Genomic DNA, 14,801 nt, shown 5'->3' with positions numbered 1-14,801 from the left:
CAATAATTGTGGGTTAGGCCACAAGTGGAATCTGTTCTAGTTAGGCTGTAGGTATGAACGCGTGGTTAGTACGTGGCCTCGGCATGGCCCTGATACATGTTGTGTTTCGCGCATTGCTCGGTATGGCGATCGCTCAGTGGCCACTCCAGGGCTCCACCCTGCGATGGCTCTCCCTGTTCATCGTCATCGCACTTGCTGCGATCTGGGGCGGAATCGACGGGATCCGTGATCGTCGCCAGTTCCCCGAGCCGGACGACGGTGCAGACCTCCTGATGCTGTGGCTCAAAGCCGCCGTTGTCGGTGGCTTCGTCGCCGGCGCAGCCAGCTGGCTCCTGAGCCTCGTCCCGGCCCTCGAACTGACCCAACAGGGTCTGTTCTTCGAAATCACCGCCGGTGCGGCCTTCACGATTCTGCTCATCTTCGTTCCCGCGATGGTCGCCGTTACCGTCGGCCGGTTCTTCACGAGCCGTGAGCAGCGCAAGCACGGCACGGCCCCGCAAACTCCGTCGCATGAGCGCCACCATGAACCTGTCCCCGTCAGCGAGGGCTACGACTCCCCCACAACCCAGCACGCGTACAGCGGCGCTGCCATGACGGTCGAGGAATCCGACGCCGACACAACCGTCTTTCCCGCCATCGACCTGGGCAAGCGCGAACAGTAGCGTCCACGACTGAGGGCTCCGAGGAAATCATCCTCGGAGCCCTCAGTCGTGTGTGGGTTTCTTGTGTCTACGTACTTCAACCGCGCTCGGCGAGGAACCTGATCGCCAGTGGGTATCCGGCAACACCCAATCCGACGATCACGCCGGCCGCGATAGGACTGAGGAGAGAATTGTGCCGAAACTCCTCGCGCGCATGAACATTCGAGATGTGAACCTCGACCAGACCGGCGGTGAGCTCGACGCACGCATCACGCAATACGACCGAGGTATGAGTCAATCCGCCGGCGTTGAGAATTACCGGTTCGCCGGCATCCGCCGCGTCGTGAATCCAGCCGAGCAGGTCGCCTTCGTGATCGCTCTGACGAACAACCACCTCGACGCCCAATTCCTTACCGGTCGCGACACACAGTTCGACCAGATCGTCGTGCGTGGTCGCGCCGTACACCTCCGGCTGACGCTTACCGAGGCGGCCGAGATTCGGTCCGTTGACGACGTTGATTTTCACAGGCGAACCGTTCCGCCGGATGCCCTGGGCGGGCGGGCAATAGCCGAGTACGCCGCAACCAGCAGCGACGGATCCGGGCCTTCGAGCCTGCCGGGCTTGGCCAAGCCGTCGAGAACAACGAACCGCAGCAGTCCGGCACGGTTCTTCTTGTCGGTCTGCATTCCGGCAAGCAACTGAGAAAAGGCATCGTCGTCGTACGACGTCGGGAGCCCCACCAATTCGAGGATCGACTTGTGCCGATCGGCTGTCGCGTCGTCGAGGCGCCCGGCCAGGCGACCCAATTCGGCAGCGAACACCAGGCCTACCGACACAGCGGCGCCGTGACGCCACTTGTACTGCTCACGACGCTCGATCGCGTGCGCCAGAGTGTGTCCGTAATTGAGGATTTCGCGCAGATCCGACTCGCGAAGATCGGCTGCGACAACCTTGGCCTTGACCTCGACGGAACGTCGAATCAGTTCGGGCAGAACAGTTCCCGACGGATCCAGTGCAGCCTTCGGGTCTGCCTCGATCAGGTCCAGGATGACAGGGTCGGAAATGAAGCCCGTCTTGATGACCTCTGCCAAACCGGCGACGATCTCGTTATGCGGCACCGTCTCGAGAGTCGCGAGATCGATGAACACCGCGCCCGGTTCGTGGAACGCACCGACGAGGTTCTTGCCGGCTTCGGTGTTGATGCCCGTCTTGCCGCCCACTGCCGCGTCGACCATCGCCAGCAATGTGGTCGGAACGTGCACAACCTTGACGCCGCGCATCCATGTTGCTGCCACAAAACCGGTGAGGTCTGTCGCGGCGCCGCCGCCGAGGCTCATGATCGCGTCGCTGCGGGTCAGGCCGATACGTCCCAACACGTCCCAGCAGAAGCCGGCCACAGCCAGATCCTTGCCGTCCTCGGCGTCCGGGATCTCGATGCGATGCGCGTCGATTCCCTTCTCCGCCAATGCGCCGCGCACGGCCTCAGCGGTTTCCGCGAGCGGTGGCTGATGGAAAATCGCGACGGTCCGCGTGCCCTCCAACTCGGCGACGATGTCGCCGAGCAGACCGCGCCCGATCACAACCGGGTAAGGACTTGCGGTCTTCACCTCTACAACTACGGGTTCGGTCACTGCTCCACTGCTCCGCTCCGGTTGATCATTTGTCTTCAAGTTTGGATACCAACTGCGCGACGACGCGCGACGGACTCCGACCGTCGGTGCGTATCCGGATGGTGGCGGCGCGCCGGTACAACGGACGCCGACGCCGCATCAATTCCTGATATTTCACCTTGGGATCGCCGCCCGCCAGAAGCGGTCGGTGATTGTTGGCACCTGTCCGGCGCAGCCCTTCGGCAACACTGATCTCGAGATAGATCACGGTGTGACCGTCGAGCAATGCGCGCGTGCGCTCCGACAAGATCGCACCGCCACCGAGCGAGACAATGCCGTCCGTGCTGGCCAACGCTTCCCGAACCACATCTTCCTCGATCTCACGAAAGCGTGGCTCGCCGTCGTGCGTGAAGATGTCGGGAATCGTCCGTCCGGTCGTCTTTTCGATCTCGGCGTCAGTGTCAACCAGGTCGAGTTCCAACGCCTGCGCGATACGACGGCCGATGGTCGACTTACCAGCGCCGGGTGGCCCGATAAGTACAGCTTTCGGTTTCATCGTGGCAGGACCTTCCGCTCGGACGCTCTCAGCGAGGCGGTCGGGCTGCGATACCGTCGGCGTAGCGCCGGTAGTTCGCTGTGGTCTCGGCAATGGAATCACCGCCGAACTTTTCGAGTGCGGCTTGAGCGACAACAAGCGCAACCATGGATTCCGCAACGACACCGGCAGCCGGAACCGCGCAGACGTCACTGCGCTGATGGATGGCAACTGCCTCTTCACCGCTTTCCATGTCGACCGTCGCCAATGCGCGCGGCACCGTTGAGATCGGCTTCATCGCGGCGCGAACCCGCAATGCCTCGCCGTTGGTCATGCCGCCTTCGATACCGCCTGCGCGGTTGGTGGAACGGACAATGCCGTCCGGGCCGGGGCGGATCTCGTCGTGAGCTTCGCTGCCGCGGCGACGCGCGGTCTCGAAACCGTCGCCAACCTCGACTCCCTTGATGGCCTGAATTCCCATGAGGGCAGCAGCAAGTCGCGCGTCGAGACGCTCGGCGCCGCTGACAAACGTTCCGATACCGACAGGCAGGCCGTGAATGACAACCTCGACGACGCCACCGAGGGTGTCGCCGTCCTTCTTAGCCGCTTCGATTTCGGCGATCATCGACTCTTCGGCGGCCTTGTCGAAAGCGCGGACCGGGCTCGCGTCGATCGCGTCCAGATCCTTGCCCTCAGGAACCGGTCCGACATAGGGCTCGGATGCACCGATGGAGATGACGTGCGAGACAACATCGACGCCGAACACCTGACGCAGGAAAGAGCGAGCCACGGTTCCGGCAGCAACACGGGCAGCGGTCTCACGAGCACTCGCACGCTCGAGAATGGGACGGGCGTCATTGAAGCCGTACTTGAGCATGCCGCTGTAATCGGCGTGGCCGGGACGCGGACGCGTCAACGGTGCATTACGGGCCTGATCGGCGAGCAGATCCGGATCGACCGGGTCGGCGGACATGATGGTTTCCCACTTCGGCCACTCGGTGTTGCCGATTTCGATGGCAACGGGGCCACCGAGCGTAAAGCCGTGGCGGACACCACCGATGATGGTGACCTTGTCGGCCTCGAACTTCATCCGCGCGCCACGGCCATAGCCGAGTCGACGACGGGCAAGTTCGGACGAGATGGCCTCAGAGGTCACTTCGACCCCCGCAACCATGCCCTCGAGCATCGCGACGAGGGCGGGACCATGGGATTCTCCAGCAGTTATCCAACGCAGCACGACGACTATCTTTCCACGTCGCGGACTGTGGTTGTGACAGTGGTCCTTCGACCTCTGCCCGATTGCTCGATGTCACACCGGAAGGGGCGTTGAGTGTGTGACGTCCTCCAAGTCTCCTCGAACGCAGTTGAAGGGTTGACGGCCCCTCCGACGGGTCGCCACGAACATCGGGTGCCAGCCCCATCCACCACGACACCTCGAACGTAAACGTAAAGGCACGGTCCCGGAACGTCCCCGCGGGGACGCCCTGAAATCCACAAGCGCATCCCGCGCGTATCGGCGCGGGTGATCGCTCAGATACCGCTTACTCCGTAGCGAAAGGTCAAAGCAACAAGGGTGGCTCCCGCCCGGTGATCCGGCGGTGATCCTCGTTCTCGGTGCCCGTGGGCCAAACTTGGAGAAGAAACCGCTCCTCGGTCGGAGGATCGCCGTCGTCTCGATGCTCACCCAAAGCATTTCCCCGGTTCACCTCGTGAGCGCGCACACGGTAAAAACCCGCGCCAGTCGGAGTAACCGATTCTTCAAAGGTGCCAGGCGATGAGGCCACAAAGGGGTAATAAGTGCCGGCCGCTGCGCGTGTATACGCGCTCAGTGCCCGGAACCCAATCTCTTCCACTGTTTCCCAGTTACCCGTTGCGAGATCGCGTGGCTCGCTATCGAGTACCTGAACTGTCAGATGGACCCTGCCACGCATGACGCCTGTGGTGACTGTGACGATGCCCGGGGCCGCGATGACCAGATCGAATCCTTCCGGGGAATCCGGCGGTGGCAGGTAGTCGTCGACGTCCTCGGCGGATGTGACATCCAACCCGACCGGTGGGTCATCGACTAAGCAGATCGATCGATACTCCGCCATGACCCAGCCGCTCATTTCATCCATCCGCCGAGAACTCCTCAACTGGGGTTGATGTCGACTGATCCTGTGAACGCGCGATATCAGGGACGGTACCCGTTTACATACGGTCCCGGAACGTCCCCGCGGGGACGTTCCGGGGAAACGCTGCACCTGTCCTTCCCACCTTCCGGCTAATTCAGACCCACAGCCGGATGCTCCAACCGCACCACAGAGGTCTACGGTTTCGCCAGACAAATGGCGTCCGATGGCCCAGCGGAACACATGAAGTCATCCTCCCCGACGCGGTACGGCTCTCACTTACTGCACCGGAGCAGTTTCCCCAACAGCTGGATCCGAGCCCAACTCGATGATGACCTCGTCGTCGAAGAACACGAGTTCTTGGACAAGCTCCTCGACCAACTCAGCACAGCCGACAATTAGGTCAGTAGTTGTCCTAGCTGCCTCGTAACGTGGTTTCCAGAAGCGACCAGGGCGCCCTCTACAGAAAAGAGCAGAAAATGGCCTCTGTGCAGAAAGAGATCGTTATCGATGCTGACCCTGCAGACGTGTGGGCGGTTATCAGCGACTTCGCTGACGGGCCCGTTCGGATGGCGCCGGGATTCGTGATCAACAGCAAACTCGAAGAGCCCGAAATCAGGATCGCCACTTTCGCAGACGGAACCGTCGTGCGTGAACGGCGCATCGCGCTCGACGACCAATCGCGCCGACTCGCCTACTCCGTCATCGGTGGCACCATGGCGCCGACACACGACAACGCGTCGATGCAAGTCTTCCCCCACAGCGACGGGCGCAGCCGATTCGTGTGGATCCACGACGTACAACCGGATGACCTCGCCACTGCGATGGGCGCCGCAATGGAACACGGCCTGGGCATCTTCAAACAGACAATGGAGGCCATCCGATAAGCCTCGAGTTCTCTTGTCCCACATCGAAGCACCTCACATCCCGATATCAACAGAAAGCGACATGTCGGACACGATCCGTCGATAGGCTCGGCTCGACAACTGAACAAGACAAGAGAGGTACTCCATGGGATCCCTTAACGACTGGCTACTCAACAGCGACAGCCCACTGGTGGGAATTGTCGGCGGCATCCTCCTGACGATCGCGATGCTCTCCGGCGGCTCGGGCATGTAATCCACCACCGCGCCCCGGAAATCCGAGGCGCGGTGACCGGGGTTGAAAGATCCCGTCACCCAATACCGGGTTCAGGGACCCCGCACGACGGTTCGAGGCTGAAACAGGCCGAAAAAGCATGACCAGAGCCACAAAAGCCATCGCTCTGTGTCGCACTTCACTTTCGTATCTCACCCATCGGGAAGTCGCATTCGACATTGTCCGATCGCTGATTATCTACGGCTCTCAGTGCAACTGCCCAGGCAGTGCCGCCTGTGAACTGCTGTGCCGTCTGCAAAAGGAGAACCTCGAAGTGAAGCCCAACAAGACCACGAAGCTGGTTGTGGCGCTTGCCGCCACCGCCGCTCTGGTGTCCGCCTGTTCCGGTGCTCGTGGCGACGACCCGTCAGCGACGTCGAACGGTGCATCCGTTGCGACGGCCGACGTTGCGTCGAAGAGTTCCGATGCCAAGTTCGGAACCCTTGCCTCGCCGTGCGGCGACGGAGATGCGAAGGGCGCGACAGATCAAGGTGTCAGCGACACCGAGATCAAGATCGGCTTCGGCGACGACCGCGGCTACGTGAAATCCCCAGGCCTCAACAAGGAGATGAGTGACGCCGTCAGCGCGCTCATCTCGTGGTGCAACGATCAGGGCGGCATCAACGGCCGCAAGGTTGTCGGCACCGACTACGACGCGGCGATGACGCAGGCCAACTCGGTCATGCAGGAAGCCTGCGCCAGCCAGTTCATGTTGGTCGGTCACGGATTTGCAATGGACCAGACAGCAGAGCAGACCCGTGTGGCCTGCAACATGGTTGCCGTTCCCGGATTCACGGTGTCACCGGACGCAACCAATGGTCCGATGTCATTCCAGGGTGTGCCGATGCCCGTCGACTACTCCAATGCGGCAGCATGGTTCCAGATGGCCGAGATGCACCCGGACCTGCTGAACGACTTCGACGTCGTCAACAGCACGATGCCGGCAATCATCAACTCCACCACCAAGACACGCGCGATGGCCGCGGCTGCGGGCTTCAAGCTCAAGGACTGCGGCGTGACCCTGAACTACGAGGGCGAATCCAGCTACGTGCCGTTTGCCGAGAAGTTCAAGGAATGTGGCGTCAAGGGTATCTGGACCTCGCGTTCGGCCAGCCCGGCCGAGCTGAACTTCGTCAAGTCTCTCGATCAGGTCGGTATGGACCCGATCTTCTTCGGTGAGGCCACCTGGTACGGCGAGGCTGTTTCGGCCTGGAACAAGGACACCGGACTGCTCGACAACCTGAACGCAGACATGATTTTCCAGATGCTCGAGAATGCCGACAAGGTTCCGGCTGTGAAGCAGTACTCCGACCTGGTATCCGCAGGTGGCGGCAAGACGGCACTCCTCGGTATGCAGGCTGCATCGTCGTTCCTGCTCTGGGCCACCGCGGCGGATGAGTGCGGCAGCGACCTGACGCGCCAGTGCATGGTCAACGAACTGTCGTCGATCCACGACTGGGACGGCGGCGGATTGCACGCTGTTACCGATCCGGGCAAGAACATGCCGGCTACCTGCGGCCTGATGACAGCGCTGAAGGGCGCCGAATACTCGCAGGTATTCCCGGCGACAGCCGGCGAATTCAAGTGCGACCCCAAGTACCTCATCGCCAACGACAAGAGCATCTGGGGCACCGATCTGGATGCCGATCGAATCTCCACGAAGTACCTCAACGCGAACGTGATCAAGCCGCAGGCCTAATTCGCAGGACGCCGGTGGCGCTCATCGAGTGCCACCGGCGGTCATATGTGACGATCGGCAAACGATCCGGCGCAGCACTGGCTGATCGACCATGTCAGCGGCTTCCTACAGGTAGCGTCCCCACGACGATCCGTCGTATTTGCCCGGATCGAGACCTGGGACGAAAGGTACGGAGTATGTCCACCCTTCGCGATGCACGGTTGACCGGTGACGAAGTCATCAATACCTCGTTCGGCACAATCGAACTCAAGCACACATTCCCGACCGACGCGTCCGCCGAATTACTCTTCGACCAACTAGATGTACAGCGCGCCGCCCAGGCCTATCTGTGGGCGCTTCCGCTCGTCGGGTTCGTCACCTGGCGCGACCGCGCAGCAAAAACGTTTGGCGCCAACAACTTCGGCGACTTCGTCGTGTACGAGACTTTACGGGAGAAGCGAGGGATCGTCACTGCAAACCTCACCACGCCGTACATCATCAATTTCAGCACTCTCGCTGACGGACCGGTTCTCATCGACTACCCCGCCGGCCCAACCGCGGGCGGCGTCCTGGACTTCTGGCAGCGACCAGTGGTCGATCTCGGCCTGACCGGGCCTGACCAAGGCAAGGGTGGCGGCTACGTCATCCTCGGCCCGAACGACGATGCCGCACCGTTCGAGGACTCCGGGCGATATGTGGCACGTTCGGCGACAGTCAATATCTTTATTGCGTTCCGGGTGCTCACCCAGGACGCGGACGTGATGGCCTCGTCAAAACGAGGCCTCGCTCTCGCGCGCGTCGGTTCCGCGCCCACACCCGTGAACTTCATCGAAGGGGTCGATACCGAATGGAGCGCAACACCATCGCGCGGCCTCGGCTATTGGGAGGACCTCGCGACGGTATTGGGTGAAGAACCTGTCCGAGAAGTCGACAAAGCCCTGATGGCGATGCTCGAGCCCCTGGGTATCGTCAAAGGCGAATCGTTTGCACCTGATGAGCGCCAGCAGCGGCTTCTCCTCGAGGGCGCCGCGCTCGGCGAGTTGCTGGTCCGCACCATGCAGGTCAACCCGCGGCACACGACCCCCTACTGGGCAGGAACGAGCTGGTACAAACTCATCGACTTCGAGATCGAACAGGAGACCGACACAATTCTGCAACTCGATCAGCGCGCCACACTGTTCTACGAGGCAGTCACGACCACCAAGGGCATGGTTCACCCAACTCCCGGTGTCGGGCAGGTCTACCTGACCTCGAAGCGGGACAGCGAGGGTCGCCTGGTGCGCGCCGACCGGACCTATCGCCTGCACGTGCCCGCCGACGTACCCGTCGCACAGTTCTGGTCTCTCACTCTCTACAGCGAGAACACACGTCGGCCGTATGAGAACGGCGGCAATGACATTCGCAGTGTCAGCCTGGACAGCCGGGACGAGATGTTGGACTTCAACGAAGATGGCAGCATCGACCTCTACATCGGTCCGTCGGCACCCGAAACAGCCGACAACAACTGGATGAAGACGGTTGCCGAGGACGGCTGGTTCGTCTACTTCCGCATGTACGCGGCCACCGAGCCCTTCTTCGACAAATCCTGGTCACTCCCAGACTTCGACGAAATCCGGTAACACTGTCGCCGCTCAGGAAGCGACCAGATCGTCGATCTGGTTGATCGCCAACGAGGCGCCTTCAACGACACCCATGTCAAGCACCTGCTGCAACGCCTCGGCGGACTCGTAGGTGCTCACGTAAGTCGCGCGCGTGCCACCGTCGTGCTCGGTGAAAGTGAAGACGTTCTTCGAAACCGGCAACTCGGGATTCTTGTTGAAATCCTCGTCGGCAAAGCCGTCGTCGAACGAGAAGCTCGTCGGTTCGTCGGTAGCCGTAATCTGCCAATATCCTGCATACTTCTCACCGTCCGGGCCTGTCATGAAGTAGGTCGTGCGACCTCCCGGCGCGAGGTTGTGCTCCACCACGGTCGCCGGGTAAGTCGGTGGGCCCCACACCTTCTCCAACTGGCGTGGGTCGGCGTAGACCTGCCAGATACGTTCCACCGGCGCGGCGAATTCCGCGACAATTGTCAGCGTTCGGGTGTCTATGTCCTGCTGGACGTCCGTCACAGGCATGGTTCAGCCCTCCTTGGGCGAGTCGAGTGCGATAAGTTCGTCAATACGTCCGATGCGGCCGCGCCACACTTGCTCCAACTCGGTGAGCATGGCCGCCACCGACCGCAACGCCGTCACGTCGCCGCTGGCGAGATGCTCTCGACCGCTGCGTCGCTTGGTGATGAGGCCGGCCTTCTCCAACACGGCGACATGCTTCTGCACCGCAGCGAAGCTCATGTCGTACTTCGCAGCGAGCGCAGAAACCGAGTGCTCCCCGGCCAGCACACGGCGCATGATGTCCCGCCGCGTCCGGTCTGACAGCGCACGGAACAGTGCGTCCGCGCGGTCCTCGTCATCTCCGTTCACACCACCAACGTACAACCAACTGGTTGTAGATGTCGACCCCTGGCCACGCCCATAGGCTCACCCGGGATTACCGTCAGGGCGCGACGATGCAACCGGGCCCGAACGGCACACCCGGGTTCACCGTCACCGTGTCGATCGGTCCACCTGCCGACGTCTGGTATGCCATCAGAGAATGCTCGCCAGGGGCAGTAGGAGTCCACAAAGTAAACGCATGACCGAGAATCACCGGAGATAGGTAATAGGGATTGATCGTGTCCCAGATAAGTTCCTGCGGAAAGAACGTCGACGCACGGTTGAAGTCGACAATGGAAACGCCAGGCTCCGAGGAAGCGGCCGTCTTCGCCACCACCAGGTACGTGCACCCGGCGCCATACGGGATTGTCGGGCCGCCACCGAGTCCAGGAACTACCGTGACGTCGACGACCTCGGCTGAAGCAGTCGGGGCAAACCACGCGGCGACCGCTGCGCAAACAACCACGGCAAGCGAGGAAACTCGGGTAGCACGGGAAGCCCTCATACCAAAAGGTCGGTTTAATGCGCCGGAGTGTTACTGCGCACCGAAGCCGACTCGCCCGCGAAGTCGTCGTGCGATGCACCACGTCACCACAATTCAAGGCGCGCAACTGAACTGGACTTCATCACATGGTCCGTCAAACCCTCGAGGTTGAGGGTCAGGCCGGAGCGTCGCGCGCGCGCTCAACGACCCAGGCAGCAATCTGAGCTCGTGAGGTAAAGCCGAGTTTGACGAGAATATGCTCGACATGCCCCTGAGCGGTTCGCTGCGAAATCACGAGTTGGGCGGCAATCGCCTTGTTGGTCAGCCCTTGGGCCACAAGGCGGGCAACCTGCCGTTCGCGTTTTGTCAGGACGGCGTCCACGGAGGTCGTTGCAACCGGCGACTGCTCTCGGAGGGCGTAAGCGACCGCGTCGCTGAAACTCAGAGCCCTCCCCTTGCGGTGATCCGTCTCGAACGCTCGCTTCCCCAGCGCACGACGGGCAAGCTGCTCACACTGCTCATGGTGAGCAAGGAGTTGGAGGTACAGGACGGTGGAGCTACCCACTGCCCGCCGCAACGACTCGGCGGCTCCCAATAGGACGGCAGCGCGCGCTGCTTCGCGCCGCTCGCTCGCGATCCACGCCAGTGCCTCGAGGTCAGCGGCAGCTATGAGCGGGTCATCAACCAGCCACGTCAGCCGAAGGCCCTGCTCCAAGAGCCGAGCGGCACGTGCGCCGTCGCCCTGTCGCCACACGGCGACTCCGGTTGCCCACAACGAGTACGACCGATACACAGATTCCCGACGCGACTCGGTTATCGCGAGCACCTGTTCATGGCAGGCCGTGGCCCAAGTCGCGTCGCCCTGCAATTCGAAGGTCCATCCCAGCGCCTGCAGGACCGCAATGCCTACTCGCGATACCTCGGCTCGAGCGTCGTACCACTCGCGGGCGTCGCTCAGCCGTGCTCGTGCCGTGGACAGATCACCGCCGTAGAGCGCCAGCATTCCGCCTGCCGCAGCGATGAGCGCGTCCGTCGCGGGGTCTGCTAGTTGTTCAGCCAACGCCAGTCCCTCGTCGACCAGCGCGTTCCCCACCGGCAAATCGCCTTGCATGCCGGCGAGCAGAGCATTGGCGTACAGGGCTCTGATTCGTTCCAGGGCCGGAACGCGCGACTGGTCAGCCAGCACGCGGTCGAGCCAGTGCCGTCCTTCACTGTGGCGACCGCGCGAAACCCAGAAAGGGAATAGGGCGACCGCAATTCGCACCTCGGCCACGATCCCGTCGTCACCAGATTCAGTCGCACTGAACTCCATTGCCTCACGCAGGTTCGGTTGCTCTCGGTCCAGTCGCTCGATCAGTTCCAACTGCCGCGGACCGATCCAGTCGGCCTCCGCATCCAGCACCATCTTCAGGTACCAGTCACGATGACGGCGCCGCAACGCCGTGTACTCATCGGCCGGCCCGATCTTCTCCCTACCGTAGGCACGTAACGTCTCGAGAATCCTGTACCTCACCACTTCCCCGACCTGCTCACGCGCAAGGATGGATTTGTCGATCAGGGAAGTCACTGTGTCGATCACTTCTGCCGAATCCCGATCTTCTGCGCAGATTTCTTGTACGGCGTCGAGTTCGAAGCTGCCCGCGAACACTGACAGGCGCGCCCACAGCCGTTGTTCCTGCGCGGTGCACAGCTCGTAACTCCAGTCGATCGACAGCCGCAACGTCTGCTGGCGTGGTGGCACACCGCGGGGACCGCGAGTCAGTAACGAGTACCGGTCGGTCAGCCGCTCCACAATCTGGTCGATCGACATTGCCCGCAGTCGTGCTGCCGCCAGCTCGATCGACAGTGGCAAGCCGTCGAGATGATGGCAGATCCTGGCCACCGCGACTCTATTGTCTTCGGTGAGTTCGAATCCCGGCACTGCTGCGGCCGCCCGATCCTCGAACAAGCTCACCGCATCGAAGCGGGCCATCGCCCGCAGGGAAGGATTGCCCTCCCAGGAAGGAACCGTCAACGGTGGAACCTGGAGCACCGATTCCCCGCCGATACTGAGCGGCTCGCGACTCGTGGCCAATATTCGTAGATCCGAGCAGGTGCGCAGCAACGTGCCGACCAGCGCGGCGGCCTCGTCGACCACCTGCTCGCAATTGTCCAGTACCAGTAGGAGATTCCGCGAGGCGAGAAACTCCACCAGTACGTCTTCGAGCGGGCGCGCAGACGGATTTCGTACTCCCAACGCGGTGGCCACCACGTCCACCAGCAACGACCCGTCGCGCAACTCGCCAAGCTCGACCAGACACATTCCATCACTGAATCCGCCGCGCATTTCCGCTGCCACGTGCAACGCGAGACGTGTCTTACCCACGCCGCCTATTCCGGTCAAGGTCAACAAACGCGAGACCGACAGCCTCGCCCTGGTCTCGATCAACTCACGGCGACGCCCGACGAAACTAGTGAGCTCGAGAGGTAACTCTCCGGTCGAACTCCGCACGGCCCGCCCCGCGTGGTTATGCGGTCGAGCCGACGAAAACTCTCCGCTGATCGAAGGTGCGTGAGGCGAATCCCCTTCTTGCCGTGGATGATCCGGTCCAGACAACAAAGCCATGTCGTCAACAGCAAAGCCCTTGGCGACCTGGACCTGTCGCAGTTCGTCGCCGAAACTCGCAGCAGATGCGGGGCGTTCTTGCGAATCGCGGGACATCGCCCGCTCGATGACCGCGCTCACGTCCTCATCGATGCCTTGCTCACGCAGATTCGGGACGGGCTCTGTGGTGATCCGAAGAAACTGCGCCACCACTTGCTCGCCGCTGCGACGTTCGAAAGCGGCATGACCGGTGACGGCGCAGAACAAGGTGGCGCCGAGACCGTAGATGTCGGAGGCAGCGCTCGGTGGGTCACCTCCGAGCACTTCGGGGGCAGTGAACGCCGGAGATCCGGTGACCGTGCCGGTGGTGGTCTTGAATCCTCCCGAGATGTGGGCGATGCCGAAGTCGGTGAGCGCCGGCTCGCCGTAATCGGTGAGCAGGATGTTTGCGGGTTTGACGTCGCGGTGGATGATGCCATGGCGGTGTGCGCTCTCGAGAGCACCGGCCATCTTCACGCCGAGGCGAAGCGCCTCGGCTGGTTCGAGCGGGCCATCGCGGCGAATTCGGGTTTCCAACGAGTCACGCGGGTGGTAGAGCATCACAATGTAGGGGCGATTTCTTTCGGTAACGCCCGCCTCCAGCACTCCCACGATGTTCGGGTGCCCCGTCAGGCGTCCCATCGCCCGCTGTTCACGAACGAAGCGCGCCTGCACTTCGTCATCGAGGTCGGCGGTGAGGACCTTCACGGCCACACTACGGTCGAGCGAGGACTGCACGCATCGGTAGACCACACCGAACCCGCCGCGCCCGATCTCCTGCGCCTCGTCGAATCCGGCCGCGCTCAACTCCTCGGTAATCGTCGGGACCGCGGCACGTTGAGCGGCACGTTGAGTCGCGAGCGGATCGGAGTCGGCCATCGGGTCGTCCATCTCACCACACCGCCCTCGCGACTTCGGTCAGGGAGAAGGCGCACGACGCTTGCACTCATCTCGAAATGACTTACCTAGGATATGCCCGACGGGCGCGACGATGTCCTATTGCTTACGGGCCTCACCTAGCAATCCAGCCACGTTCAAACGACACTCTCAGCTCGAAAGTCGGTGAAACCGAGGTCTTTGTTCACACCGTGCCGGACATTGTCGCCGTCGAATTGATATGTGTGAAAACCTTGGGCGTGGAGCATCCCGGCGCCGAGCGTGGCGTCGGCCAATCGGTCCATCAAGATGAAGCTGCCCATGTCCCGGTTCGCAGAGTGCGTGCAGCAGCGGACGTTTCGATTCACCGGCACCTCTGCCGGTTCGAGGACCCCCACCCGTCGCGGGCCTTCACGATCAGCGAGCTCGCGCAGCACCTCGGAAGTCGACCCGTTACGTGTCGACAGACCAGATCCCGATGATCCGAACTTCATGCTCCGGTCCCCTCAAAAACGCTGCAGGCGAACTGCTGCCGTACTTGCACCAGGCGTGGGTCACGAGCGATTCCAGCCGCGCGAGGAGAGCGCTGTAGTCAACCACGTAGGCGTGTGGTCCCATGTGGAACTCGAAG

The 14,801-nt window shown here is 62.1% G+C and carries 14 protein-coding genes; 4 read left to right on the top strand and 10 right to left on the bottom strand.

Annotated features, from left to right (window positions below; all coding sequences use genetic code 11):
- Positions 1 to 53: 53 nt before the first annotated feature.
- Positions 54 to 662: a B-4DMT family transporter gene (locus tag CJ178_RS04755; RefSeq protein ID WP_033232164.1), complete on the top strand. Its 609-nt coding sequence runs from the start codon at positions 54 to 56 to the stop codon at positions 660 to 662.
- 76 nt (positions 663 to 738) lie between these two features.
- Here CJ178_RS04755 and aroQ read toward each other — a convergent pair whose 3' ends face one another.
- The 5 genes from aroQ to CJ178_RS04730 all read right to left on the bottom strand — a co-directional run bounded on the left by aroQ (position 739) and on the right by CJ178_RS04730 (position 4,904).
- Positions 739 to 1,167, bottom strand: a complete 429-nt coding sequence (gene aroQ, locus CJ178_RS04750; protein ID WP_033232165.1) for a type II 3-dehydroquinate dehydratase — start codon at positions 1,165 to 1,167, stop codon at positions 739 to 741.
- Positions 1,164 to 2,273 carry a 3-dehydroquinate synthase gene (gene aroB / locus CJ178_RS04745; RefSeq protein WP_033232166.1) on the bottom strand — a complete coding sequence of 370 codons (1,110 nt, stop codon included), beginning with the start codon at positions 2,271 to 2,273 and terminating at the stop codon, positions 1,164 to 1,166. Before aroB ends, aroQ begins: the two co-directional genes overlap by 4 nt.
- A gap of 25 nt (positions 2,274 to 2,298) precedes the next feature.
- Positions 2,299 to 2,808 carry a shikimate kinase gene (locus CJ178_RS04740; RefSeq protein WP_033232167.1) on the bottom strand — a complete coding sequence of 170 codons (510 nt, stop codon included), beginning with the start codon at positions 2,806 to 2,808 and terminating at the stop codon, positions 2,299 to 2,301.
- A 28-nt stretch (positions 2,809 to 2,836) separates the two neighbouring features.
- On the bottom strand, positions 2,837 to 4,024 hold the full coding sequence (aroC, locus tag CJ178_RS04735) for a chorismate synthase (RefSeq protein WP_095886244.1): 1,188 nt from the start codon (positions 4,022 to 4,024) through the stop codon (positions 2,837 to 2,839).
- A 322-nt stretch (positions 4,025 to 4,346) separates the two neighbouring features.
- Complete coding sequence (locus CJ178_RS04730; protein WP_095886243.1) at positions 4,347 to 4,904, bottom strand: hypothetical protein; 558 nt, start codon at positions 4,902 to 4,904, stop codon at positions 4,347 to 4,349.
- A 473-nt stretch (positions 4,905 to 5,377) separates the two neighbouring features.
- Between CJ178_RS04730 and CJ178_RS04725 the strand changes: the two genes are divergently transcribed.
- The 3 genes from CJ178_RS04725 to CJ178_RS04715 all read left to right on the top strand — a co-directional run bounded on the left by CJ178_RS04725 (position 5,378) and on the right by CJ178_RS04715 (position 9,332).
- Complete coding sequence (locus CJ178_RS04725; RefSeq protein ID WP_095886242.1) at positions 5,378 to 5,785, top strand: SRPBCC family protein; 408 nt, start codon at positions 5,378 to 5,380, stop codon at positions 5,783 to 5,785.
- 524 nt (positions 5,786 to 6,309) lie between these two features.
- The gene (locus tag CJ178_RS04720; protein WP_095887837.1) at positions 6,310 to 7,734 is read left to right on the top strand and encodes an ABC transporter substrate-binding protein; all 1,425 of its coding nucleotides are present in this window, start codon (positions 6,310 to 6,312) and stop codon (positions 7,732 to 7,734) included.
- A 176-nt stretch (positions 7,735 to 7,910) separates the two neighbouring features.
- Complete coding sequence (locus tag CJ178_RS04715) at positions 7,911 to 9,332, top strand: DUF1214 domain-containing protein (RefSeq protein ID WP_218833716.1); 1,422 nt, start codon at positions 7,911 to 7,913, stop codon at positions 9,330 to 9,332.
- A gap of 12 nt (positions 9,333 to 9,344) precedes the next feature.
- On the opposite strand, the gene CJ178_RS04710 is transcribed toward CJ178_RS04715, so the two are convergent.
- The 5 genes from CJ178_RS04710 to CJ178_RS33045 all read right to left on the bottom strand — a co-directional run bounded on the left by CJ178_RS04710 (position 9,345) and on the right by CJ178_RS33045 (position 14,664).
- Entirely contained in the window at positions 9,345 to 9,830 is a 486-nt protein-coding gene (locus CJ178_RS04710) for an SRPBCC family protein (RefSeq protein WP_095886240.1), read from the bottom strand.
- A 3-nt stretch (positions 9,831 to 9,833) separates the two neighbouring features.
- Positions 9,834 to 10,175 (bottom strand): ArsR/SmtB family transcription factor, encoded by a 342-nt coding sequence (locus tag CJ178_RS04705; protein WP_095886239.1) that lies wholly within the window; start codon positions 10,173 to 10,175, stop codon positions 9,834 to 9,836.
- Between the two features lie 73 nt (positions 10,176 to 10,248).
- Positions 10,249 to 10,692, bottom strand: a complete 444-nt coding sequence (locus CJ178_RS04700) for a hypothetical protein (protein ID WP_095886238.1) — start codon at positions 10,690 to 10,692, stop codon at positions 10,249 to 10,251.
- Positions 10,693 to 10,846: 154 nt separating this feature from the next.
- The gene (locus tag CJ178_RS04695) at positions 10,847 to 14,173 is read right to left on the bottom strand and encodes a protein kinase domain-containing protein (RefSeq protein WP_095887836.1); all 3,327 of its coding nucleotides are present in this window, start codon (positions 14,171 to 14,173) and stop codon (positions 10,847 to 10,849) included.
- 155 nt (positions 14,174 to 14,328) lie between these two features.
- Positions 14,329 to 14,664, bottom strand: a complete 336-nt coding sequence (locus CJ178_RS33045; RefSeq protein ID WP_095886237.1) for an adenylyl-sulfate kinase — start codon at positions 14,662 to 14,664, stop codon at positions 14,329 to 14,331.
- Positions 14,665 to 14,801: the final 137 nt, after the last annotated feature.

Origin of the sequence: Rhodococcus sp. ACPA4 (genome assembly GCF_002300185.1) — a bacterium.
Lineage (GTDB): Bacteria > Actinomycetota > Actinomycetes > Mycobacteriales > Mycobacteriaceae > Rhodococcus_F > Rhodococcus_F globerula.
Note: the sequence above shows the minus strand (reverse complement) of the source record. Positions and strands in the feature narration are given on the sequence as shown.